Below are 21564 nucleotides of genomic sequence, written 5' to 3'. Positions count from 1 at the left end.
GCGGTTCAGAACCAGCTCGACTCGCGCACCTTGCGCATGGCCTCGCGGCGTCGCTCAGGAGCGAGGCGCTTGAGGTACACGATGCCGTCGAGGTGGTCCGTCTCGTGCTGCAGCGCCTGCGCAAGAACCCCTGTGCCCTCGACGACCACCTCGTTGCCGTCCAGATCGGTGCCCCTCGCCTTCGCGTAGGTGTGCCGGGGCGTCGGGAACCAGAGCCCTGGGACCGAGAGGCATCCTTCGTCGATCTCCTCGACGTCGTCGCCGAGCTCGACGATCTCGGGGTTGATGAGGTAGCCCACCTCGCCCTCGACGTTGTAGCTGAACGCGCGCAGGCCGACACCGATCTGGCACGCGGCGACTCCTGCACGTCCCTCGACCTTGACACTGTCGACGAGGTCGGCGACCAGCGAGCGGACACCGTCGTCGACCGCGGCTATCGGGTCGGAAACGGTGGTGAGCACGGGGTCGCCGTAGAGACGGATCGGGCGGTCAGGCATCCGCTCATTTTATAAGGGCGGGATGCCTGCGCTCGGTACAGGCGTCACTCCGGGTTCACGACCACGAGCAGATCGCCGGCATCCACCTGTTGCGTCTTCGGCACGGCGAGGCGAGTGACCGTTCCCGAGACCGGCGAGGCGATGGCGGCCTCCATCTTCATCGCCTCGATCGATGCCACCGGAGTGCCTGCCACGACGCGGTCGCCCACCTCGACCTGCAGGGTGATCACACCGGAGAACGGTGCCGCGATGTGCCCGGGCACCGAGACATCCGCCTTCTCCGCGGCCTTCGTCTCCACCGTGATGGAGCGATCGCGCACGAACACCGGGCGCAGCTGCCCGTTGAGCGTCGTCATGACGGTGCGAATGCCCTTGTCGTCGGCCTCGCCGACCGCCTCGAGTCCCGCGTACAGCCGGACCCCAGGTCCGAGATGGATGACGTGCTCGCGACCCGGCGTCAAGCCGTAGAGGTAGTCGTCGGTGTCGAGCACCGAGACATCGCCGAACAGCTCGCGCACCTGCTCGAACTGCCGCGCAGGGCCTGGGAACAAGAGCCGGTTCAACGTGGAGCGTCGCGTCGCAGAGTCCGATTCGAGACCCTGGCGATCCTCGGCGGCCAGATCGGCAGCGGCGACTCGAACGTTCTTGCCCTCGAGCACCCTGCTGCGGAACGGTTCGGGCCATCCTCCGGGAAGGTCGCCGAGTTCGCCGGCCATGAAACCGACGACCGAGTCGGGCACGTCGTACTTCTGCGGGTTCTGTTCGAAGTCGTCCGGGTCGGCGTGCACGGCCGCCAGATGCAGTGCGAGGTCGCCGACCACCTTCGACGAGGGCGTCACCTTCGGGATGCGGCCGAGGATGCGGTTCGCCGCCGCATACATGTCCTCGATCAGTTCGAAGTCCTCGGCCAGTCCGAGCGCCTTCGCCTGCTGCCTCAGGTTCGACAGCTGTCCACCGGGGATCTCGTGGGTGTACACACGCCCGGTCGGGCCGGGAAGCCCGGACTCGAACGGGCTGTAGAGCCCGCGCACGGCCGCCCAGTACGGCTCGAGGTCGGTCACGTTCCGCAGCGGGATTCCCGTGTCGCGCGAGGTGTGCGCGAGCGCCGCAACGAGCGCGGATGCCGATGGCTGGCTCGTCGTACCCGACATGGGTGCGCTGGCCACGTCGACGGCATCCGCGCCCGCCGCGCTCGCCGCCAGCAGCGTGGCGAGCTGGCCGCCCGCCGTGTCGTGCGTGTGCACGTGCACCGGAACGTCGAACCGCTCACGGAACGAGCGCACCAGCAGCTCAGCGGCACCCGGCCGGAGCAAGCCGGCCATGTCTTTGATGGCGAGCACGTGAGCGCCGGAGGCCACGATGCTCTCTGCCAGCCGCAGGTAGTAGTCGAGCGTGTACAGCTTCTCGGCCGGGTCGAGCACGTCGGCCGTGTAGCAGACGGCCACCTCCGCAACTGCTGTGCCCGTCTGCAGCACGGCATCGATGGCCGGACGCATCTGGCTGACGTCGTTGAGGGCATCGAAGATGCGGAAGATGTCGACGCCGGTGGCCGCAGCCTCGCGCACGAAGGCATCCGTCACCTCGGTGGGGTAGGGAGTGTAGCCCACCGTGTTGCGGCCGCGCAGCAGCATCTGGATGTTGATGTTCGGCAGCACCCCGCGCAACGCTGCGAGCCGCTCCCACGGGTCCTCGCCGAGGAACCGGAGCGCGACATCATAGGTGGCACCTCCCCACGCCTCGACCGAGAGGAGCTGCGGAGTCATCCGTGCGACGTAAGGCGCGACGGCGAGCAGATCCTTCGTGCGCACCCGGGTCGCGAGCAGCGACTGGTGGGCGTCGCGGAAGGTGGTCTCGGTGACCGCAAGCGGGCTCTGCGCACGGAGCTCCGCCGCGAATCCGGCCGGCCCGAGTGCGAGCAGCCGCTGACGGGATCCGTCCGGCGCCGGTGCGGCGAGATCGACGTCCGGCAGCTTGGTGACGGGGTCCGCCACGTGCGGCCTCGGACCGTTCGGCTGGTTCACCGTCACGTCGACCAGCCAGTTGAGGAGCTTGGTGCCGCGGTCCTTCGACACGCGGCCGCGCAGCAACTGGGGCCGCTCCTCTATGAACGAGGTGCTGAGGTCGCCGGAGACGAACGACGTGTCGTCGAGCACCGCCTGCAGGAACGGGATGTTCGTGGCCACTCCGCGGATGCGGAACTCGGCCAGCGCTCGCCTTGCCCGCAACACGGCGGCGCCGAAGTCGCGTCCGCGGCAGGTCAGCTTGGCGAGCATCGAGTCGAAGTGCGGGCTGATCTGCGCGCCGGCGGCGACCGTGCCGCCGTCGAGCCGGATGCCGCCGCCGCCTGGCGACCGGTACGTCGTGATCGTTCCCGTATCCGGGCGGAAGCCCTGCGTCGGATCCTCGGTCGTGATGCGGCACTGGATGGCGGCGCCGTGCAGCTGGATGCGTTCCTGGTGCAGCCCGAGATCGGCGAGCGTCTCCCCCGCCGCGATGCGCATCTGCGACTGCACCAGGTCGACGTCGGTGACCTCCTCGGTGACCGTGTGTTCGACCTGGATGCGTGGGTTCATCTCGATGAACACGTGCTGACCGGCACGCTCGCCCGCTGTGTCGAGCAGGAACTCGACGGTCCCGGCGTTCACATACCCGATCGACGAGGCGAACGCGATGGCATCCCGGTACAGCGCCTGACGGATGTCGTCGGACAGGTTCGGCGCCGGCGCGATCTCGAGCACCTTCTGGTGACGGCGCTGCACGGAGCAGTCGCGTTCGAACAGGTGCACCGTGTGTCCGGTCGCATCCGCGAGCACCTGCACCTCGATGTGGCGCGGTCGCAGCACCGCCTGCTCGAGAAACATGGTCGGGTCGCCGAAGGCACTGTCGGCTTCGCGCATAGCCTCTTCGAGCGCAGGGCGGAGATCCGCCCGGCTGTTCACCCGCCGCATCCCGCGGCCCCCACCGCCGGCGACCGCCTTGGCGAAGATGGGGAAGCCGATCTCGTCGGCGCCGGCCAGCAGTTCGTCGATGTCGCGCGACGGCGGAGTGGACTTCAGCACCGGCACGCCTGCGGCGATCGCGTGTTCCTTGGCCGTGACCTTATTGCCCGCCATGCGCAGCACGTCGGCGTTCGGACCGATGAACGTTATGCCCGCCGCGGCCGCAGCTTCGGCGAGCTGCGGGTTCTCCGAGAGGAAGCCGTAGCCGGGGTAGATGGCATCCGCTCCGGCCTGCTGTGCCACCCGGATGATCTCGTCGACGTCGAGGTACGCCCGCACCGGATGCCCCGGCTCGCCGATCTCGTACGCCTCGTCGGCCTTCAACCGATGCATCGAGTTGCGGTCCTCGTAGGGGAACACCGCGACCGTCTGAGCACCGAGCTCGTAGGCGGCGCGGAACGCCCGGATGGCGATCTCTCCGCGGTTGGCGACCAGGATCTTCGTGAACATCAGGGCCTCTCTGGCGGGGCACGCGCCGCTCAGCGAACGGTTAGGTTCTCCAAGACTACTGACGGTAACGTTGCCTCTTGTGCATGTGCTCAGCGTCAGCTCCCTCAAGGGCGGTGTCGGCAAGACCACGGTGACGTTGGGTCTCGCCTCCGCAGCCTTCGCCAAGGGACTTCGCACGCTGGTGGTCGATCTCGACCCCCAGTCGGACGTCTCGACAGGCATGGACATCACGATCGCCGGGCACCTCAACGTGGCCGACGTGCTCGCGTCTCCGAAGGAGAAGGTGGTGCGCGCCGCCATCGCGCCGAGCGGGTGGACCCGCGGGCGCCCCGGCAAGGTCGACGTCATGATCGGCAGCCCTTCGGCGATCAACTTCGACGGCCCGCACCCGTCGATCCGTGACATCTGGAAGCTCGAAGAGGCCCTCGCCAACGTCGAGCACGACTACGATCTCGTGCTCATCGACTGTGCGCCCTCGCTGAACGCGCTCACCCGCACCGCCTGGGCGGCCAGCGACCGGGTATCGGTCGTGACGGAGCCCGGCTTGTTCTCCGTAGCGGCCGCGGACCGCGCTCTGCGCGCCATCGAGGAGATCAGGCGCGGCCTCTCCCCCCGCCTTCAGCCGCTCGGCATCATCGTCAACCGCGCCCGCGTGCAATCGCTGGAGCACCAGTTCCGCATCAAAGAGCTGCGCGACATGTTCGGCCCGCTCGTGCTTTCGCCCCAGCTGCCGGAACGCACCTCCCTGCAGCAGGCGCAGGGCGCGGCGAAGCCGCTGCACGTGTGGCCGGGCGAAAGCGCGCAGGAGATGGCGCACAACTTCGATCAGCTGCTGGAGCGAGTGCTGCGCACCGCCCGCATCGGCGAGTACGCGGAACAGAACTAGCTGATCTTCTTCGCGGCCCGGCGGACGGCGAGTTCGTCCATGGGGTCGGATGCCTGCACATCCAGTTCGACGAGACTCGTCTCGACCTCGCGCAGCACCTTGCCGACCGCGATGCCGAACACTCCTTGCCCGCGCCCGACGAGGTCGATGACCTCGTCGTCGGAGGTGCACAGGTAGACGCTGGCGCCATCGCTCATCAGCGTGGTCTGGGCCAGGTCGTTCACGCCCTCCTTGCGCAGCTGCTCGACTGCCGTGCGGATCTGCTGGAGGGAGATTCCGGTGTCGAGCAATCGCTTCACGAGCTTGAGCACCAGGATGTCGCGGAACCCGTAGAGGCGCTGCGACCCGCTGCCCGCCGCGCCGCGCACGGTGGGCTCGACGAGTCCGGTGCGCGCCCAGTAGTCCAGTTGGCGGTAGCTGATGCCCGCTGCTCGTGCCGCGACGGCTCCGCGGTAGCCCGAGACGTCGTCCATCTCCGGCAGGCCATCGGTGAACAGGAACCCGAGGTCGTAGCGAGCGTCGTCATTCCGACGAACTTCGGTCATGCGCGTTCCCTCTCACCCCAGGCGCCTCGCTCACGCGCGACGTACCTTCCACGGTAACCGTGCCCGGTGAGGCGATCAACGACATCCGCCCGAACGGTGCGGCGTGTCGTGACCTCCGTCGTGGTCATGGCGCCAGGCGCGCGATCGCCGCGCGCACAATGCTCGATCGCACCGTCTCGAGATCGTCGGCGAGCTCCCGCCCGAGCTCCCCCGCCCGGGACCGTGCGCTGGCGTCGCTGCGCCGCAGCACCGGGGCGAGCGCGGTCTCGATGAGGCCGATGTCTCGCTCGGCGGACGCCCGCAACCCGCGAAGATGACGCGGCTCGATTCCCGCCCGGTGCAGTTCCACGAGTGCGGCGAGCACCGTCAGCTGGTCGTCGCCGTACACCTCGGCGGGCACGATCAGCGACGCGGCGATCGCCTCCTGCAGGAGTGCCTGCGAGGCACCGGATTCTTTCAACAGCTCGTCGCGGCTGAATCGCCTGCCGGTGGAGAGCATGGTGGGGCGTGCGGGACCGGTGCCGGGGAGGATCGGAGTGCGGCCGGCATCCTGGTCGGCCAGATAGGAGCGGATGACCTTCAGCGGCAGGTAGTGGTCGCGCTGCAGGGTGAGGATGGTGCGCAGGCGCTCCACGTCGTGCGCGTCGAACTTGCGATAGCCGGAGGCCGTGCGCGCCGGGGTGACGAGTCCCTGTTCCTCGAGGAATCGCAGCTTCGACGGAGCGAGATCGGGGAACTCCGGCGTCAGCTGGGCCAGCACCTGACCGATGCTCAGCAATGCGGGCCGACGGGCGAGGCCGGAACCGCTCGCCTGCGACTCGCGCACCATCAGGCCGACGCCGACGCGTCCAGGTCGGGGCGGGCGGCGTAGAAGGTGAGCCGGAACTTGCCGACCTGCACCTCCGCTCCGTCGGTGAGGATGGCGCTCTCAACGCGCACACCGTCGAAGTATGTGCCGTTCAGCGACCCGAGGTCTTTCACTTCGAAAGCCGTGCCGTGGCGGATGAACTCGGCATGCCGGCGAGACACGGTGACGTCGTCGAGGAAGATGTCGGCATCCGGATGCCTGCCCGCTGTGGTCACGTCGGCATCGAGAAGGAAGCGCGCTCCGGTGTTCGGTCCGCGTCGAACGATCAGCAGCGCCGACCGGCTGGGCAGGGCGCTGATCGCCTCACGCTCCTCCGGCGTCACGCCTGCCGCCTGGGCGTTCATCGCCGCGGCGAAGTCCTCACCGAAACCGGCGGTCGTGTCGTCTCCCGAGGAATGTGCTTGGCGGTCCGGGTTCCGCTCGCGGTTCGGATCGTTCTGCTCAGCCACCGTCGACCTCCTCTCCAGAAAGCGTATCGGATGCTGCGCCCCCGCCGACAGCCGTGCCGCGAACCACACGACGGGTTTCCCGGATGTAGAGGATGCCCGCCCACCAGTACAGGAACGCGCCCCAGATGGCGATGGCCCAGCCGACCGGCTGAGAGGCCCACGAGATGACCGGGAACGCCTCGCCGAGCATGAGCACGGGCAGCGCGACGAGGAGCGCGAACGTGGCGATCTTGCCGAGATGGTGCACCGGGAGCGGACCGTGGCCGTGGTTCGCCAGCACGATGCCGAGCACCAGGAGCATCACGTCGCGGGCGATGATCGCAGCGACGAGCCACCATGGCAGCAGCTCGCGCCAGGCCAGCCCGATGAGGGCGGCGAAGATGTAGAGCCGGTCGGCTGCGGGATCCAGCAGCTGACCGAGCCGCGAGACCTGACGCAGGCGCCTGGCGAGGAAGCCGTCGAAGAAGTCGGTGATGCTCGCGACGATGAGCACGAGGAGCGCCCAGGCATCCCATCCGACGATGACGAACCACAGGAAGATCGGCACCAGCGCGAGCCGGAAGAAGCTCAGCAGATTGGGGACGGTGAGCACCCGAGACGAGACCGCTCCGGATGCCTGTTCCACGCCTGGAATCCTATGGGCTCCACCCGGATGCGACGACGCCCGCGCACCATCGCGACCATAGACTTCGGTACATGCCCCCTGTGATCGTCTGTCTGTTGATTCTCGCGGCCGTCTGCGTGGTGACGTGGGTGCTTTCCTTCCTCACGAAGGAGTACTCCTGGGTGGACCGCATCTGGTCGATCGTTCCGGTGGTGTACGTGTGGGTGTACGCGATCGCGGCGGGCCTCGCGGACGCACGGCTGGATGTGATGGCGGCCCTCGTCACGCTCTGGGGCGCCAGGCTCACATTCAACTTCGCGAGGAAGGGCGGATACGCTCCGGGCGGCGAGGACTACCGATGGGCGTTCCTGCGGTCGCGGATCGCTGGCTGGAAGTGGTTCCTCTTCAACCTCTTGTTCATCGTGCTCTACCAGAACGTGCTGATCTTCTTGTTCACGCTTCCCGCGTGGACGGCGTATCAGCACCAGAGCCCGTTCACGGTGCTGGACGTGGTCGCCGTCGTCGTGTTCCTCACGTTCCTGATCGGCGAGACCGTCGCCGATCAGCAGCAGTGGGACTTCCATCGGTGGAAGGCTGCGGAGACCGCCGCGGGACGCGAGCCGCATCCGCGCTTCCTGCGTTCCGGACTCTTCCGCTTCTCGCGTCACCCCAACTTCTTCTTCGAGCTGGGCCAGTGGTGGGTGATCTTCTTCTTCGGGACGATCGCGGCGGGGTCGGTGCTGCAGTGGACCGTGCTCGGTGCCGTATTGCTGACGGTTCTCTTCATCGGCTCCACCATCTTCACCGAGTCCATCTCACGCAGCCGCTACCCGGAGTACGTCGAGTACCAGGCCGAGACGTCGCCTATCGTGCCGTGGTTTCCTCGGCGACGCCGAGTCGCCGCTGCGTGACGGAGGTCCTCGTTAGCCTGGAGGCATGTCGTGCATTCGGTTCAACACCCCTGCCCAGCGCGAGGCGATGCGTCGTGCAGCGCCCGCGATGCTGACGGCTGAGGAAGCCGCTGCACTGCATCCGGCACCGCCGGTCACCGAAAGCAAGATCAGACGATTGCGCCTCCTGGCAGCGGATGCCAACCCGAAGATCAGGGAGAGCGTCGCCAGCAGCTACAACACTCCCGCCGACCTGTTCCAGGTGTTGGCGCATGACCCCGCGGAAGGCGTGCGCGCCTGCGTCGCGCGGAACGAGGCCACGCCGTGCGACGTGCTGCGCGAGCTCGCCGGGGATCGCTCCGAGCTCGTTCGCGGCTGGGTCGCCGCGAACTACTTCGTTCCTGAGGATGCCATGGCACGGCTGGCCGAGGACACCAGCCCGGTCGTGCGCTCGCTCGTGAGGTGGAAGGCGACGCTCGCGGCAGAGCCGGCAGTGTCCTAGACGGCGTCGATCGCTCGCCAGAGCGCCGCGGGCGATGATGTGGAGGCACCGAGCGCGGTGATGCGGTCGGTGAGGCCGCGGTCAGCGGTGACGACGATCGACTGTGCGGGATCGGGAAGCGACCGCACCCGGGCCACGATGGCGGAATCGCCGTCTGCGCTGGCCCGCTCGATGTCGAGCGCCTGCGGATGTGCCGGGTCGGGCATCCGTTTCGCCTCGCCCTCCAGCACGACGACCACGCGCGGCCACCACCTCTCGTGCGGAAGGCCGAGCACCTCCGCCGGCCAGCCTGCCTCTCCGAGCGCGACGAGGTGCTCGACGAGGCGGAACGCGGCGGCGGGCCGGTCGCGCCACCAGCCGTCCGGACGCGAGCCCACGACGTTCGCCGCGTCGACGATGACGACGGGATCGCGGAACAGGTCCTCGCGCAGCGATGGCCAACGCTCGGCGAACCCGGGATGGAGCGGCAGCGTGGCGACCTCGGCGACCGGAACCCAGCGCACCTCGATGCTCTCGGCATCCCCGATCACCGGAATGAATGGCGCGTCGGCACCCGCCACCACCGTGGAGTAAGACCACCAGCCGAGGTCGAGCAACGACAGGAATCTCGGCCGGACGTTCTCAGCCGGAACACCGGCCTCCTCCGTGGCCTCGCGGACGGCGCCGTCCCTGGCGCTCTCGCCGCGATGGCGCGCACCCCCGGGCAGGCCCCAGGTGCCGCCGAAGTGGCTCCACTCGGCCCTGTGCTGGAGCAGCACGCCGTCGTCGTGCCTTGCCACCAGCAGCCCTGCCGCACCGAAGGTGCCCCAGAACCTGCGACCGTCCGGACCCTCGACCCACGCGTCACCGCTACCATGCGGACGACGCTGCAGCGGCGCAGGGCCGTCGCTTCCGCTCGGCGACGTGGACAACTACCCGGCGCTCGGTGCGGAAGCGACGAACGCCTCGGCGTCCGCCTCTGGCATGACCACCATGCCGCGGGTACCGTGCGACGACAGCGCCATGGCCTCGAGCCATACGCGGTTGAGCTCCGGCGGGCGAGACCCCGAGAAACGGAACTGAAGCGGGATCGCCGGGGACACCCAGAGGCTGACGCGTCCGGATCCTTCCTCGGCCGGAACGGTCCAGTTGATCAGGAAGCTCTCCTGCAGCCGCAGCTTGACGATGATCGCGATCTTGAGATGGGCCAGAGTGCGATCGTCGATCTCGTACTCGGCACCAGAGCCGTAGATGAGGTATCCCATCTGCCCATCATCGCAGCACGGATGCTTGCTCGTCGTCCCCTTGACCTCCGTGGCGGCAGTCCAGTGCCGGAACGGGACGCACGACGACGCGCCTCAGCCCGCCTTCTTGCGGGTTCGGCTGCTGCTGTCCTGGTCCTTCGTACCGCTCGACTTGCCCTTCTTGGATCCGCGGTTCTTCTCCACGCTGCGCCGCAGGGCCTCCATGAGGTCGAGCACCTCACCCTTCTCGCCCTCGGCCTCCTCGCCGAACGTGGCCTCGGTGTCGATGGTCTCGCCCTGTTCGAGCTTGGCGTCGATGAGCTTCTTCAGCTGGATCTGGTAGTCGTCCTCGAACTTCTCCGGCGTGAAGTCGCTCTCGTAGCTGGCCACGAGCTTGGCCGACATGTCGAGTTCCTTGTCGGTGACGCGAACGTTCTCGGAAAGGCTCGGGAACTCCGGCTTGCGCACCTCGTCGGCCCAGAGCAGCCCCTGAAGCACGAGCACGCCGTCGCGCACGCGGAGGGCGCCCAGACGGGTCTTCTGACGAAGCGCGAACTGCACGATGGCGGTGCGGTTCGTCGCTTCCAACGTCTCACGCAGCAGCACGTATGCCTTGGCCGACTTGGAGTCGGGCTCGAGGTAGTAACTGCGCTCGAACATCAGCGGATCCACCTGATCGTCGGGAACGAACTCGACGACCTCGATCTCGTTGCTGCGCTCCTCCGGCAGCGAGGAGAGGTCCTCGTCGGTGAGGATGACCGTCTGATCGCCCGCTTCGTACGCCTTCGCGATGTGCTCGTAGGGAATGACCTTGCCGTCGATCTCACACGTGCGCTTGTAACGGATGCGACCTCCGTCTTTGTCGTGCACCTGGTGCAACGACACGTCGTGGTCTTCCGTCGCGCTGTAGATCTTGACCGGCACATTCACCAGGCCGAAGGCGATCACCCGCTTTCCGATGGCTCGCATACCGTCTATTGCACAGCCCCACCGGCAGAAGGGCAAGGGGAGGAGCGCGGCGACGGCCACGGCGTAACGTCGGGGCATGGCGACCAAGAGGACGACTGCGAGGGCGGCAGGATCGAGCGGCTCGCAGATCGTCGAGATCGACGGGCACCGGCTCAAGCTGACCAACCTCGACAAGGTGCTCTACCCCGAGACCGGCACGACGAAGGGCGACGTGGTCGGGTACTACGCGCAGATCGCGCCGCATCTGATCGAACACGCGCACGGACGACCGGCGACCCGCAAGCGCTGGCCGAACGGTGTGGGCACGGCGGAGCATCCGGAACCCCCCTTCTTCCAGAAGAACCTCGGAGAAGGAACGCCGGCGTGGGTGCCGCGGGTGACGATCCAGCACAGCGACCACGAAAACGTGTATCCGCTGGTGAACGATGCGGCGGTTCTCGCGTGGCTCGGCCAGATCGGCGCCCTGGAGATCCACGTTCCGCAATGGAAGGCGGGACCGCGTGGTGCCCGGCGCAATCCGGACCGGCTCGTGCTCGACCTCGACCCGGGTGAGGGCGTCGGCCTCGCCGAGTGTGCCGAGGTGGCGTTCTGGGCCAGAGACATCCTCACCGGCATGGGACTGGAGCCCGTGCCCGTGACCAGCGGCAGCAAGGGCATCCACCTGTACGCACGGCTCGACGGGGCGCAGACCTCCGACCAGGTCTCGCAGGTCGCGCACGAGCTCGCCCGGGCTCTGGAGGCCGATCACAAGGACGAGGTGATCAGCACGATGAAGCGTGCAGATCGCGCGGGCAAGGTGTTCATCGACTGGAGTCAGAACAACGCCAACAAGACGACGATCGCACCGTACTCGCTGCGCGGCAGGTCGCATCCCATGGTCGCAGTACCCCGCACGTGGCGGGAACTCGCCTCGTCGAAGCTGACCCAGCTGGGGTACGAAGAGGTGCTGAAACGCATGGCGAAGAAGGATGACCCGCTCATGGAGACCACGCCGGGCACCGTCGGCGAGGCGGACCGCCTCACCGTCTATCGCAGCAAACGGGATGCCGCCAAGACCCCGGAACCTGTGCCGAAGGGCACGCCGAAGACCACCAACGGCCGCTCGTTCGTCATCCAGAAGCACGCGGCGAGGCGGCTGCACTACGACTTCCGCCTCGAGCGCGACGGGGTGCTGGTCAGTTGGGCGCTACCGAAGGGGGTTCCGACGGACCCGAAGGAGAACCACCTCGCCGTGCACACCGAGGACCACCCGCTCGACTACGGCGGGTTCGAAGGAGACATTCCGCGCGGGGAATACGGCGCAGGCCACGTGGACATCTGGGACTCCGGGGTCTACGACCTGGAGAAGTGGCGCGACGGCGAGGAGGTCATCGTCACGCTGCATCCCTCCGCGGAAGGCGGCCTGGGCGGCCGACCCGTGAAGGTGGCGCTCATCCACACCGGCCACTCGACGCGCGGCGGCTCGGGCGGTTCGGGTGCCGCCGACGAGAAGAACTGGCTGATCCATCGGATGGCCATCGAGACGCGGCACAAGGACTACTCCCCCATGCTGGCCACGCTCGGCGCGGAATCCCAGCTCGAGCACGACGACGAGCGGTGGGTCTTCGAGAACAAGTGGGACGGCATCCGCGCGCTCGCCTACGTGCAAGACGGTACGGTTCGGCTGATGACACGAAACGGGCACGACGTGACGGCACAGTATCCGGAGCTGACGGCGATCGCCGACAGCCTGCGCTCCCCCGCGGTGCTCGACGGCGAGATCGTCGCGCTGAACGACGGGCATCCGGACTTCGGGCTGCTGCAGCAGCGGATGAACCTGCAGAACGAGACCGAGATCTCGCACATGACCTCGCGCGTGCCCGTTCGGTACTACGCGTTCGACATCCTGGAACTCGAGGGACACGACATCACGGACGAGGAATACGAGGTGCGCCGTGCCGCTCTCGAGCACGTCGTCGCCGACCGGCGACGCGGCGTGCTGCAGGTTCCGGACGTCGTCGACGGGCCGATCGAGACGGCCATGGCGGCAAGCCGGAAGGCGGGGTTCGAGGGCATCGTGGCGAAGGACCGGGAGTCGACGTACTCGTCCGGCAAGCGCTCCACCGCGTGGATCAAGGTGAAGCACCACGGTACCCAGGAGGTCGTGGTCGGCGGCTGGAAGCCCGGCGAAGGGCGCCGCGCCAACGGGATCGGATCGCTGCTGCTGGGCATCCCGAACGGCAAGAAGCTCGCCTATGTGGGCAAGGTGGGCACCGGTTTCGGCGACGCCGACCTCGACGATATCGGCAGGCGACTGGCGGACCTCGAGGCGGGTTCCAACCCGTTCGACGACATTCCGAAGACGGATGCCCGCGGTGTGCGCTGGGTGAAACCCACCCTGGTGGGCGAGGTGGAGTTCGCCGAGTGGACGCGCGGCGGAAGGCTGCGACAGCCGTCGTGGCGGGGCTGGCGGCCGGACAAGGACCCCAAGGACGTAGTACGCGAGAGCTGAGAGCGTTTCTGCGCCGATCAGGGAGCGGCCGGGCTCGGCAGTCCGGTGAACTCCGTGTCGGCATCGAGGTCTTCGTTGACCAGGCCGCGCACGATCGACTCCCAGTCGGAGCCCTCGTAGTCGGTCTCCGTCTGGCCGGGAAGAAGGCCGCCGTACACCGGCTCGTGCTCCTCGCCCTCCGGTGCGATGACGGTGAGAGCACCGATCGTGCGGCCGTCGTCCCCGCGCACGACCCAGTCAGCCGGACCGAGCCGGTGCACGACGTAACCGCCGCCCCGGTGCTCGAAGTGCACGTTGTCGTTCTCGAGGATGGACGCGATCATCGTGTGTCTCCCTGTCGTGCGGCCGGATCGCCCGGCCTTGTGGTCGCTGAATCCTGTGCAGGAGGAACGCTGTCAGGCTAACCCCGCGCGGGCGCAGCCGTGGCCGCAGCTCGCCGGATCGCCGCCCCGACGCGTTCATCGGCACGCAGCTTCTCGTCCGCCTTCTCGTACGCGGTGTCGCCGCGCACCCTCAACCGCACCTCCTTCTCGGCGGCCTCACCGATCGAGAGCTCATGTCCGCGTTCGAGCTCGGAGCCGAGTTCGGCGCCGACGACGAGCGCGAGGTTCACCAGCCACACCCAGAGAAGCGCGACCAGCAGACCGCCCACAGCGCCGTAGACCCGGTTGTAGCTCGCGAAGTTCGACACATAGAAGCCGAAGGCGAGCGAGCCGAGCACCATGATGATGACGGCGACCGCCGCACCGCACGCGACATAACGGATGCGAAGCCTGCGGAGATTCGGCGTTCCGAAGAAGAGCACTGCGACGGCAACGATGACGGCGACACCGATCACCGGCCACTTCACGATCTCCCAGGTGGTGAACAGCGCGTCTCCCGCTCCGATCGCCTGCCCGATGCTGCGCGCGAAGGGTCCGCTGAGCACGAGCGACAGAACGACGAGCACCGCAAGCGCCAGCACGACGATGGTGATCAGCACCTGCTGGGACCGCAAGACGATGGCGCTGCGCCCCTCGCGCACGCCGTAGATGCTGTTGACCGCACGCGTGAACGCCCCCACGTAGCCCGACGCCGACCAGATCGCGCCGACGATGCCGATGGCGAGCCCGATGCCTGCGGCCGTCGACGAGGTCAGCTGCGAGAGCAGCCCGGACAGCGCCGGCCGCACCTGGCCGGGCGCGAAGGTGTCGACCAGTTGAAGCATCGTCTTCGACCCGGAACGCCCCGCCCCCAGCAGGCCCAGCACCGAGACGAGGGCCAGGAGCGCGGGCAGCGCCGACAGGACGGAGAAGTAGGTGAGAGAGGCGGCGAGGTTGGAGCATCCGTCCCTGCCGTACTCACGCAGCGTGCGCCCGAGCACGTACTTGATCGGCATGTGCCCGTATCGGGTGGATGCCGCGGCCTTCGCCTCGCGCTGCCGCAACTTCTGCTCGGCGGGCGACGGCGGCCTGCGCTCGTGCTCGAGCTGGAACTCGACGAGCTTACGCGTGCGTTTCGCCGCCTGCTTCGTGTGCTTCTTCGCCAGATCGAGCGCATCCATGACCGTCACGGTACGACGGAACGCCGTCCCTGGCCCACCCCCTTGCGCGGACGCAAGGAATGATGGAACGGGCCGTCGCGTTCGTCATACATGCATACGCATAGACACAAGGAGGGCCCGTGGCCGTTCAGTTCGGTTTGGATACGTTCGGTGATGTTCCGCTGCAGCCGGACGGCACGCAGGGATCCGGTGCCCGCACAATTCGGGAAGTGGTGGATCAGGCCGTGCTCGCCGATGAGCTCGGCATCGACGCGTTCGGGATCGGCGAGCACCACAGGGCGGACTTTGCGGTCAGCGCACCCGACATCGTGCTTTCGGCGATCGCCGCACGCACGAAGAACATCACCGTGGGAACCGCCGTCACGGTGCTCAGCTCAGACGATCCGGTGCGGGTGTACGAACGGTTCGCGACGCTGGATGCCGTCTCGAACGGTCGCGCCGAGGTCACGCTCGGTCGCGGCTCCTTCACCGAATCGTTCCCGTTGTTCGGCTTCGACCTGACGCAGTACGAGAAGCTCTTCGAGGAGAAGCTCGAACTGTTCAGCCTGCTGCTGGAGGAGGGGCCCGTCACGTGGAACGGAATGGTGCGCGCTCCCCTGACCGACCAGCAGGTGTACCCGACGACCGAGTCCGGACGGCTGAAGGCATGGGTGGGCGTCGGGGGCAGCCCGGAGAGCGTGATCCGCTCCGTTCGGTACGGCATCCCGATGGCGCTGGCCATCATCGGCGGAAACGCAGGACGCTTCGCCCCGTACGTCGACCTGTACAAGCGTGCTCAAGAGCAGTTCGGTCGCGAGCCCATGCCCCTGGCCATGCACTCCCCCGGCTTCGTGGCCGACACCGATGAGCTGGCGATGGAGCAGCTCTATCCGTATCAGAAGGCGACCATGGACCGCATCGGCGCCGAGCGTGGCTGGGCGCCGCAGAGCAAGGAGCAGTACATCAGCGAGGTGCGGCACGGCTCGCTGTACGTGGGCTCGCCGGAGACCGTGGCGAAGCGGATCGCGGAAGCGATCCGAGCGCTCGGCGTCGACCGGTTCGACCTCAAATACGCGAACGGTCCGATGCCGCACGAGTTGCTCGAGCACTCCATAGAGCTCTACGGCACGAAGGTGGTCCCGATGGTGCGCGACCTGCTCGACGCCGCCGCATAGACCTCACGTTCTCGTCGGCGGCAGCGTCTACGGTGTGATGATGCTCCTGCCCTTCGAGTCGGTCGTGCGGAGGCACGGCGAGGTCGTGCTGCGCGTGTGCCGTTCGATGCTTGCTGTTCACGACGCCGACGACGCGTGGTCGGAGACGTTTCTGGCCGCGATGGATGCCTACCCGCGGCTGCCCGCCGACGCGAACGTCGAGGCGTGGCTGGTCACGATCGCGCGGCGCAAGTGCATCGACCTGGTTCGTGCGCAGGGCCGCCGTGCGATGACCCTCGATCGCATACCGGAGGAACAGGGAACGCTCGGCATTCCCGAGGATGCGGTGGAAGCCCGGGCGGAGGCGGATGCGGTGGCGCAGGCCGTCGCCGTGCTTCCGCATCGGCAGCGGCAGGCCGTGACGTACCACTACTTGGGCGGGCTCGGCTACCGGGAGGTGTCGGAGATCATCGGCGGAACGACGGAGGCGGCGCGACGGGCGGCGGCCGACGGCATCCGCACTCTGAGACGCACGATGGGGGCTGAGCGATGAACGAGACGAAGAACGAGCTGCCAGGCATGGAGCTGGGCAATCTTCACGCCCGGCTGGCGCGAGAGGCCGAGGAGCGTGGGCTGATCGATGTGGGCTATCGCATCGTCGACAGTCCGGTGGGAAGGCTTCTCGTGGCCTCGACCGAGCAGGGCATCGTTCGCATAGCGTTCGAACGCGAAGGGTTCGACGCCGTGCTGCAAACGCTCGCCGACCGGGTGAGCCCGCGCGTGCTGGAGGCGCCTGCCCGACTCGATCGTGCGGCGAGCGAGCTCGACGAGTACTTCGCGAAGCGTCGCACCAGGTTCGACGTGCCGCTGGACTTCGCGCTCAGCCGCGGATTTCGTGGCGAGGTGCAACGACTGCTTCCCACGATCGCGTACGGGCACACGACGAGCTACGCCCAGCTCGCGAATGCGGCCGGCCGGCCACGTGCGTTCCGGGCCGTGGGCACGGCGTGCGCCACGAATCCGCTGCCGGTCGTCGTGCCGTGCCACCGCGTTCTGCGCGGCGACGGATCGCTCGGCGGCTACGCGGGCGGGCTCGACGCGAAGCGCGCCCTGCTCGCGCTGGAGGCGGCCGCGTGACGGAGAGCGCGTTCCTCGCCGGGCGCCTGGAACGCGACGTGGTGCTCGACTCGCTCGGGCGGCACAGCGTGCCGGGCGTCGAACGCGTGAATCTCGGGAACGGAACCGTCACCCGGTTGATCAGCGGGGCATCCGCCGCGTGTCCGGTACCCGTGACCGTCGCTGTGCGCGACGACGGGGTCGAAGTTCACGGGTGCGTGTCACCCGACGTGCTCGCGGCAGTGCGCGAGTGGTTCGACCTCGACGCCGACGTCGACGCCGTGGCGGATGCCTTCGGCGACGACCCCCTGCTGGGGCCTCTGGTTGGCGACAGGCCCGCGTTGCGGGTGATCGGGCATCCGGATGCCTTCGAGGCGGCCGCGCAGACCGTGCTCGGCCAGCAGGTCTCACTGGCGGCGTGCCGCACGTTCACCGGACGCCTCGCGGCCGCGTACGGGACTCGTTGCGAGCTCGCCGTCGGCGCCGACGGAGACCCCGACGACGATGCACTCATCGCCTTTCCCTCGGCCGAGGTGGTCGCATCGGCCGAGCTGGAGGAGTTGCGCGCCGCGGTCGGCATCCCGGTCGCTCGCGCTAGAACCGTTGTCGCGGTGGCCGAGGCGTTCGCTTCCGGACTCAGAGTCGCACGCGATGCGGACCACGCGGACGTTCGCGCCGACCTGCTCGCGCTGCCCGGTATCGGCCCGTGGACCGTCGATTACCTCGCTCTGCGCGTGTTGCGGGATCCGGATGCCTTCCCGGTCGGCGATCTCGTGCTGCGCCGGGCGCTGGGGGGCGTGTCGCCGGCCGAGGCGCTAGGGCTCGGCGAGCGGTGGCGGCCGTGGCGCGCGTACGCCACCATGCACCTCTGGACCGCTGACGCGATCGGCTCGACCGCCGCGCTCCCGCGTGGCGTGTGAACTCCGCACTGTCGTCGGACCGGCGAAAGACGGCATGATCGGAGGATGGCCGCATCGCTTCCCGCTCCCATGCTCGCCCGCGCCGTCGACGCCGTACCCGAGCCGGACTCGGTGGAGGGCGGGCTGTCGTACGAACCGAAGTGGGACGGGTTCCGCGGCATCGTGGGCGTCGAGCGCGCCGCCGAGGGGACCGCGGACGTCGAGATCGGCAGCCGAGGCGCGAAGCCGCTCACCCGGTACTTCCCCGAACTGGTGACCGCGTTCGCCCGGCAACTGCCGCGTTGCATCGTGGACGGCGAGATCGTCGTCCGCACCGGGAAGCCCGGGTCCGAGCGGCTCGACTGGGAGGCTCTGTCGCAGCGCATCCATCCCGCCGCCAGCCGCATCACCATGCTCTCCGAGACCACCCCGGCGATGTTCGTCGCCTTCGACCTGCTCTGGCTCGACGGCGACGATCTCATGGAGCATCCGTTCGCCGAGCGCCGGGCGGCGCTGGAGAAGCTCGCAACCGAGTGGGAGCATCCGCTGTACCTCTGTCAGACGACGACGGACGTCTCCCTCGCCCGTCGCTGGCTTGTCGAGTTCGAGGGGGCCGGTCTCGACGGCGTCGTGGCGAAGCCGCTGACCGCGCCGTACTCCCCCGGCAAGCGCACGATGCTCAAGGTGAAGCACCATCGCACGGCCGACGTCGTTCTCATCGGCTACCGGGTGCACTCCAGCGGTCACGGGGTGGGGTCGCTGCTGCTCGGCCTCTACGACGACCAGGGCGTGCTGCGGAACGTGGGCGGCGCATCCGCATTCAGCAACGCGCGCAGGCTCGAGCTGGTCGACGAGCTGGAGCCGCTCGTGGAACGGGACGAGAACGGCGAGATGGTCAAGGGTGAGACCGACCGCAGCAGGTTCTCCGGCAGCAAGGATGTCTCGTTCGTCAGGCTGCGCCCGGAGCGCGTGCTCGAGGTGCGGTACGACCAGCTCGAGGGGATGCGGTTCCGGCACACCGTTCAGTTCGACCGCTGGCGCGACGACCGGGAACCGCGTTCCTGCACGTTCGATCAGCTGGACCGGCCGGTGGCGTACGACCTGTCGGGCGTCATCTCCTGATCCGCGCCATCTCCTGATCAGTCGGCGTCGACCCGGTTGCCCTCGTGATCCCAGTTCTCGGCGACCTTCTTGCTGGGCTGCACGCGGGGCGGCTCGCCAGGCATCTTCGGAAAGTCCGGAGGGAATGGCAGCTCGCCGAGGCCGTCCGCGAGATCCCGCTGCCACCACGACAGCAGCACCTCGATGCTCCCGGGCCGCTCGCCGAAGTTCTCCCACGGGTCGCCGACGTCGGCGAGCCGGTCGGGCACGGTCAGCACGGTGAAGGATCGGGGGTCCACCGACTCCAGCTCGTCCCACGTAACTGGGCACGATACTGATGCGTGCGGAAGCGCGCGCGGGCTGTAGGCGCCGGCCATCGTGCGGTCGCGGTTCGCCTGATTGAAGTCGACGAACACTCGGCGTCCGCGCTCCTCCTTCCACCAGGCGGTGGTCACGGCATCCGGCATGCGCCTCTCCAGCTCGCGTGCCGCAGCGATCACTGCGTGCCGTACGTCGAGGAACTCGTGCTCCGGCCGGATCGGAGCGAACACGTGCAGACCGCGGTTCCCGGAGGTCTTGACGAAGGCATCCAGTCCCGCCTCGGCGAGCACGGCGCGCAACTCGATCGCCGCCGGGACGGCGTCGTCGAAGTCGGTTCCCGGTTGCGGGTCGAGGTCGATGCGCAGTTGGTCGGGGTTGTCCGAGTTCTCCGCGCGCGACGCCCACGGGTGGAAGACCACGGTGCCCATCTGCACGGCCCAGATGGCCGAGGCGGGTTCGTCGAGCACGAGCTGCGGATGCGACCTCGCACTCGGGTACACGACCTTGATGTCGCGGATGTACGCGGGCGCACCCCGCGGAGGGTTCTTGGAGAAGAACTGCTCGCCGTCGATCGTCTCGCGAAAGCGCTGCAGCGAGATCGGCCGGTCGCCGTTGGCCCTCAGGAACGGGTCGGCTACCGCTTCGATGTAGCGCGCGAGATCGAGTTTGGTGATGCCCGGCTCCGGGAACACGACCCGGTCCGGATGGCTGATGCGCACCGCGCGCGCGCCTTCCGGCCCCTGAACCTCGAGCGTCGTCTCGTCTGCCATGCGTTCCTCGTCGTCAGTCGTGCAGGGATCGGGTCGGCCGCCGGCCAGGCTCGCCGGATCAGCCCTGCCCGGAGATGTTCACCATCCAGTTCACACCGAACCTGTCGACCAGCATGCCGAACCAGTCGCCCCACGGAGCCTTCTCCAGCGGCTCGACGATAGTGGCATCCTGCGACAGGCCGTCCCAGTAGCCGCGCAGGCTCGGCTCGTCGTCGCCGCTCAGCGACACGGTGATGGAGCCGCCGGGCGTGTACTCCATGCGGTTGGGGGTGTCCGCGCCCATCAGCACGATGCCGCCTGGGGCGTTCAGCTGCGAGTGCATGACCTTGTCGAGTTCGCTCTCGTCTTCCTCCATGTGGAAGTCGCGGAACGTGCTCACGGTGAGATCGCCGCCGAAGACGGACTGGTAGAACTCCATGGCCTCGCGTGCGTTGTCGCGGAAGCCCAGATAGGGATTGAGAACGACGGACATGACCTTGCCTCGATTCTGACGCCGTTTGAGCACACGCTACCCGCGCGACGGGCGGGCGTCACCCCTGAGGCGGGCGCTATCGCGCGAGCACGGGGGCGAGCTCAGCCTCGAGAGCGGCGCGCGGCTTCGAGCCCACGATCGTGCGCACGACAGCGCCGTCCACGAGCAGCTTGAGGCTCGGCACGGCCATAACGCCGTACTGCGCCGCGAGGCGAGGGCTGTCGTCGGCGTTCACCTTGACGATGGTGAACGCCTCGGGGTGGTCGGACTCGATGCTCTCGAGCAACGGGCCCAGCACCCGGCACGGACCGCACCAGGTGGCCCAGAAGTAGACGAGCACCGGTGTCTCCGCGTGCTCGAGCGCAGACGCGAACGTCAGCTCATCGGCGATGATCATGAAGTTTTCCTCTCTTCAGAAACGACTGCCTCTGGTGTGCCCATGAGTGCGCAACCCGGATTCTCCAGTTCCGTCCGCCCCCGTTCCTCCGCGGCGGAGAGCAACGCCTCGAGCGCTTCCCGGCGTCGCTGGAGCTCGTCGATCCGCCGGGTCAGGTCGTCGATGGCTGCGCGGTAGGCGGGACGCGTTGCGAGGCAGTCGTCGGAGTTCGCGCTGCCCCCGGCCAGGCAGTCGAGAAAAGGTCTGGTCTGGTCGAGACGCAGGCCCGCGGTTCCGAGCTCGTGGGCCTCTTGGACCAGCCGCGGCGCATCATCCGCGTAGTCCCGGTAGCCGTTCGGCAGCCGGGAAGAGCCGATCAGCCCGAGCGACTCGTAGTGCCGCACGGTCTTCACGCTCACGCCGGCGCGGCGAGCGACCTCACCGATCCTCATGGGGCCTC

General features: G+C 68.2%; 24 protein-coding genes. 9 read left to right on the top strand and 15 right to left on the bottom strand.

All coding sequences use genetic code 11. The annotated features are described in order from the left end of the window. Positions 1-5: 5 nt before the first annotated feature. Positions 6-497 carry a peptide deformylase gene (def, locus tag ACYVII_RS08290; RefSeq protein ID WP_460533805.1) on the bottom strand — a complete coding sequence of 164 codons (492 nt, stop codon included), beginning with the start codon at positions 495-497 and terminating at the stop codon, positions 6-8. A gap of 44 nt (positions 498-541) precedes the next feature. Next, positions 542-3946, bottom strand: coding sequence for a pyruvate carboxylase (locus ACYVII_RS08285; protein ID WP_460533803.1), 3405 nt, complete (start codon positions 3944-3946; stop codon positions 542-544). Between the two features lie 79 nt (positions 3947-4025). Here ACYVII_RS08285 and ACYVII_RS08280 point away from each other — a divergent pair, with 79 nt between their 5' ends. Beyond that, complete coding sequence (locus tag ACYVII_RS08280) at positions 4026-4832, top strand: ParA family protein (RefSeq protein ID WP_440295304.1); 807 nt, start codon at positions 4026-4028, stop codon at positions 4830-4832. Here ACYVII_RS08280 and ACYVII_RS08275 read toward each other — a convergent pair. The 4 genes from ACYVII_RS08275 to ACYVII_RS08260 all read right to left on the bottom strand — a co-directional run bounded on the left by ACYVII_RS08275 (position 4829) and on the right by ACYVII_RS08260 (position 7319). Next, a complete protein-coding gene (locus ACYVII_RS08275; RefSeq protein ID WP_460533801.1) occupies positions 4829-5377 on the bottom strand; it encodes a MerR family transcriptional regulator in 549 nt (182 codons plus the stop codon). The two genes, ACYVII_RS08280 and ACYVII_RS08275, sit on opposite strands and share 4 nt — an antisense overlap. Positions 5378-5501: 124 nt before the next feature. Next, entirely contained in the window at positions 5502-6206 is a 705-nt protein-coding gene (ftsR, locus tag ACYVII_RS08270) for a MerR family transcriptional regulator (RefSeq protein WP_460533799.1), read from the bottom strand. Then, on the bottom strand, positions 6206-6694 hold the full coding sequence (locus ACYVII_RS08265) for an FHA domain-containing protein (RefSeq protein ID WP_460533797.1): 489 nt from the start codon (positions 6692-6694) through the stop codon (positions 6206-6208). The genes ftsR and ACYVII_RS08265 overlap by 1 nt, the downstream gene beginning before the upstream one ends. Then, the gene (locus ACYVII_RS08260; RefSeq protein ID WP_460533795.1) at positions 6687-7319 is read right to left on the bottom strand and encodes a CDP-alcohol phosphatidyltransferase family protein; all 633 of its coding nucleotides are present in this window, start codon (positions 7317-7319) and stop codon (positions 6687-6689) included. Before ACYVII_RS08260 ends, ACYVII_RS08265 begins: the two co-directional genes overlap by 8 nt. A 71-nt stretch (positions 7320-7390) precedes the next feature. On the opposite strand from ACYVII_RS08260, the gene ACYVII_RS08255 reads away from it, so the two are divergent. After that, complete coding sequence (locus ACYVII_RS08255; RefSeq protein WP_460533793.1) at positions 7391-8209, top strand: DUF1295 domain-containing protein; 819 nt, start codon at positions 7391-7393, stop codon at positions 8207-8209. 25 nt (positions 8210-8234) lie between these two features. Beyond that, positions 8235-8690: a hypothetical protein gene (locus tag ACYVII_RS08250; RefSeq protein WP_460533791.1), complete on the top strand. Its 456-nt coding sequence runs from the start codon at positions 8235-8237 to the stop codon at positions 8688-8690. On the opposite strand, the gene ACYVII_RS08245 is transcribed toward ACYVII_RS08250, so the two are convergent. The 3 genes from ACYVII_RS08245 to ku form a co-directional block, all read right to left on the bottom strand. Beyond that, the gene (locus ACYVII_RS08245) at positions 8687-9601 is read right to left on the bottom strand and encodes an NUDIX hydrolase (protein WP_460533789.1); all 915 of its coding nucleotides are present in this window, start codon (positions 9599-9601) and stop codon (positions 8687-8689) included. The genes ACYVII_RS08250 and ACYVII_RS08245 overlap by 4 nt on opposite strands. Continuing rightward, complete coding sequence (locus ACYVII_RS08240) at positions 9602-9934, bottom strand: DUF7882 family protein (RefSeq protein ID WP_460533787.1); 333 nt, start codon at positions 9932-9934, stop codon at positions 9602-9604. Between the two features lie 93 nt (positions 9935-10027). Next, the gene (ku, locus tag ACYVII_RS08235; RefSeq protein ID WP_460533785.1) at positions 10028-10882 is read right to left on the bottom strand and encodes a Ku protein; all 855 of its coding nucleotides are present in this window, start codon (positions 10880-10882) and stop codon (positions 10028-10030) included. A 76-nt stretch (positions 10883-10958) separates the two neighbouring features. Between ku and ACYVII_RS08230 the strand changes: the two genes are divergently transcribed. After that, positions 10959-13373 carry a multifunctional non-homologous end joining DNA repair protein LigD gene (locus tag ACYVII_RS08230; RefSeq protein WP_460533783.1) on the top strand — a complete coding sequence of 805 codons (2415 nt, stop codon included), beginning with the start codon at positions 10959-10961 and terminating at the stop codon, positions 13371-13373. 17 nt (positions 13374-13390) lie between these two features. Here the strand turns inward: ACYVII_RS08230 and ACYVII_RS08225 are convergent, their stop codons facing one another. Both ACYVII_RS08225 and ACYVII_RS08220 read right to left on the bottom strand, forming a co-directional pair. After that, complete coding sequence (locus tag ACYVII_RS08225) at positions 13391-13696, bottom strand: hypothetical protein (protein WP_460533781.1); 306 nt, start codon at positions 13694-13696, stop codon at positions 13391-13393. A gap of 77 nt (positions 13697-13773) precedes the next feature. Next, complete coding sequence (locus ACYVII_RS08220; protein ID WP_460533779.1) at positions 13774-14916, bottom strand: YihY/virulence factor BrkB family protein; 1143 nt, start codon at positions 14914-14916, stop codon at positions 13774-13776. Positions 14917-15035: 119 nt separating this feature from the next. Here ACYVII_RS08220 and ACYVII_RS08215 point away from each other — a divergent pair, with 119 nt between their 5' ends. Genes ACYVII_RS08215 through ACYVII_RS08195 form a run of 5 tightly spaced genes read left to right on the top strand, consistent with a single transcriptional unit; the run spans position 15036 to position 19186 of the window. Further along, the gene (locus ACYVII_RS08215; protein WP_460533777.1) at positions 15036-16070 is read left to right on the top strand and encodes an LLM class flavin-dependent oxidoreductase; all 1035 of its coding nucleotides are present in this window, start codon (positions 15036-15038) and stop codon (positions 16068-16070) included. Between the two features lie 40 nt (positions 16071-16110). Beyond that, on the top strand, positions 16111-16602 hold the full coding sequence (locus ACYVII_RS08210) for an RNA polymerase sigma factor (protein WP_460533775.1): 492 nt from the start codon (positions 16111-16113) through the stop codon (positions 16600-16602). Further along, positions 16599-17186 carry a methylated-DNA--[protein]-cysteine S-methyltransferase gene (locus tag ACYVII_RS08205; RefSeq protein WP_460533773.1) on the top strand — a complete coding sequence of 196 codons (588 nt, stop codon included), beginning with the start codon at positions 16599-16601 and terminating at the stop codon, positions 17184-17186. The genes ACYVII_RS08210 and ACYVII_RS08205 overlap by 4 nt, the downstream gene beginning before the upstream one ends. Then, the gene (locus tag ACYVII_RS08200; protein WP_460533771.1) at positions 17183-18085 is read left to right on the top strand and encodes a DNA-3-methyladenine glycosylase family protein; all 903 of its coding nucleotides are present in this window, start codon (positions 17183-17185) and stop codon (positions 18083-18085) included. Before ACYVII_RS08205 ends, ACYVII_RS08200 begins: the two co-directional genes overlap by 4 nt. Positions 18086-18130: 45 nt before the next feature. After that, entirely contained in the window at positions 18131-19186 is a 1056-nt protein-coding gene (locus ACYVII_RS08195; RefSeq protein WP_460533769.1) for an ATP-dependent DNA ligase, read from the top strand. 17 nt (positions 19187-19203) lie between these two features. Here the strand turns inward: ACYVII_RS08195 and ligD are convergent, their stop codons facing one another. From ligD to ACYVII_RS08175, 4 genes are all read right to left on the bottom strand, one after another. Beyond that, on the bottom strand, positions 19204-20256 hold the full coding sequence (gene ligD / locus ACYVII_RS08190; RefSeq protein WP_460533767.1) for a DNA polymerase domain-containing protein: 1053 nt from the start codon (positions 20254-20256) through the stop codon (positions 19204-19206). A gap of 58 nt (positions 20257-20314) precedes the next feature. Further along, a complete protein-coding gene (locus ACYVII_RS08185; RefSeq protein WP_460533765.1) occupies positions 20315-20728 on the bottom strand; it encodes a VOC family protein in 414 nt (137 codons plus the stop codon). Positions 20729-20804: 76 nt separating this feature from the next. Next, the gene (locus ACYVII_RS08180) at positions 20805-21125 is read right to left on the bottom strand and encodes a thioredoxin family protein (protein WP_460533763.1); all 321 of its coding nucleotides are present in this window, start codon (positions 21123-21125) and stop codon (positions 20805-20807) included. Further along, positions 21122-21556, bottom strand: a complete 435-nt coding sequence (locus ACYVII_RS08175) for a MerR family transcriptional regulator (RefSeq protein ID WP_460533761.1) — start codon at positions 21554-21556, stop codon at positions 21122-21124. The genes ACYVII_RS08180 and ACYVII_RS08175 overlap by 4 nt, the downstream gene beginning before the upstream one ends. Between the last annotated feature and the right edge of the window lie 8 nt (positions 21557-21564).

The organism is Humibacter ginsengiterrae, assembly GCF_054780115.1.
The sequence above is the reverse complement of the archived record's forward strand: the minus strand, read 5'-3'. Positions and strand labels throughout refer to the sequence as shown.

Excerpts from the sequence above, each read along its gene's own strand:
- ACYVII_RS08205 (WP_460533773.1), top strand. The coding sequence starts at position 16,599 with ATGAACGAGACGAAGAACGAGCTGCCAGGCATGGAGCTGGGCAATCTT.
- ku (WP_460533785.1), bottom strand. The coding sequence starts at position 10,882 with ATGCGAGCCATCGGAAAGCGGGTGATCGCCTTCGGCCTGGTGAATGTG.
- ACYVII_RS08185 (WP_460533765.1), bottom strand. The coding sequence starts at position 20,728 with ATGTCCGTCGTTCTCAATCCCTATCTGGGCTTCCGCGACAACGCACGC.
- ACYVII_RS08210 (WP_460533775.1), top strand. The coding sequence starts at position 16,111 with ATGCTCCTGCCCTTCGAGTCGGTCGTGCGGAGGCACGGCGAGGTCGTG.
- ACYVII_RS08225 (WP_460533781.1), bottom strand. The coding sequence starts at position 13,696 with ATGATCGCGTCCATCCTCGAGAACGACAACGTGCACTTCGAGCACCGG.
- ACYVII_RS08250 (WP_460533791.1), top strand. The coding sequence starts at position 8,235 with ATGTCGTGCATTCGGTTCAACACCCCTGCCCAGCGCGAGGCGATGCGT.
- ACYVII_RS08220 (WP_460533779.1), bottom strand. The coding sequence starts at position 14,916 with ATGGATGCGCTCGATCTGGCGAAGAAGCACACGAAGCAGGCGGCGAAA.
- ACYVII_RS08240 (WP_460533787.1), bottom strand. The coding sequence starts at position 9,934 with ATGGGATACCTCATCTACGGCTCTGGTGCCGAGTACGAGATCGACGAT.
- ACYVII_RS08255 (WP_460533793.1), top strand. The coding sequence starts at position 7,391 with ATGCCCCCTGTGATCGTCTGTCTGTTGATTCTCGCGGCCGTCTGCGTG.
- ACYVII_RS08180 (WP_460533763.1), bottom strand. The coding sequence starts at position 21,125 with ATGATCATCGCCGATGAGCTGACGTTCGCGTCTGCGCTCGAGCACGCG.
- ACYVII_RS08285 (WP_460533803.1), bottom strand. The coding sequence starts at position 3,946 with ATGTTCACGAAGATCCTGGTCGCCAACCGCGGAGAGATCGCCATCCGG.
- ACYVII_RS08195 (WP_460533769.1), top strand. The coding sequence starts at position 18,131 with ATGGCCGCATCGCTTCCCGCTCCCATGCTCGCCCGCGCCGTCGACGCC.
- ftsR (WP_460533799.1), bottom strand. The coding sequence starts at position 6,206 with ATGGTGCGCGAGTCGCAGGCGAGCGGTTCCGGCCTCGCCCGTCGGCCC.
- ligD (WP_460533767.1), bottom strand. The coding sequence starts at position 20,256 with ATGGCAGACGAGACGACGCTCGAGGTTCAGGGGCCGGAAGGCGCGCGC.
- ACYVII_RS08230 (WP_460533783.1), top strand. The coding sequence starts at position 10,959 with ATGGCGACCAAGAGGACGACTGCGAGGGCGGCAGGATCGAGCGGCTCG.
- ACYVII_RS08275 (WP_460533801.1), bottom strand. The coding sequence starts at position 5,377 with ATGACCGAAGTTCGTCGGAATGACGACGCTCGCTACGACCTCGGGTTC.
- ACYVII_RS08175 (WP_460533761.1), bottom strand. The coding sequence starts at position 21,556 with ATGAGGATCGGTGAGGTCGCTCGCCGCGCCGGCGTGAGCGTGAAGACC.
- def (WP_460533805.1), bottom strand. The coding sequence starts at position 497 with ATGCCTGACCGCCCGATCCGTCTCTACGGCGACCCCGTGCTCACCACC.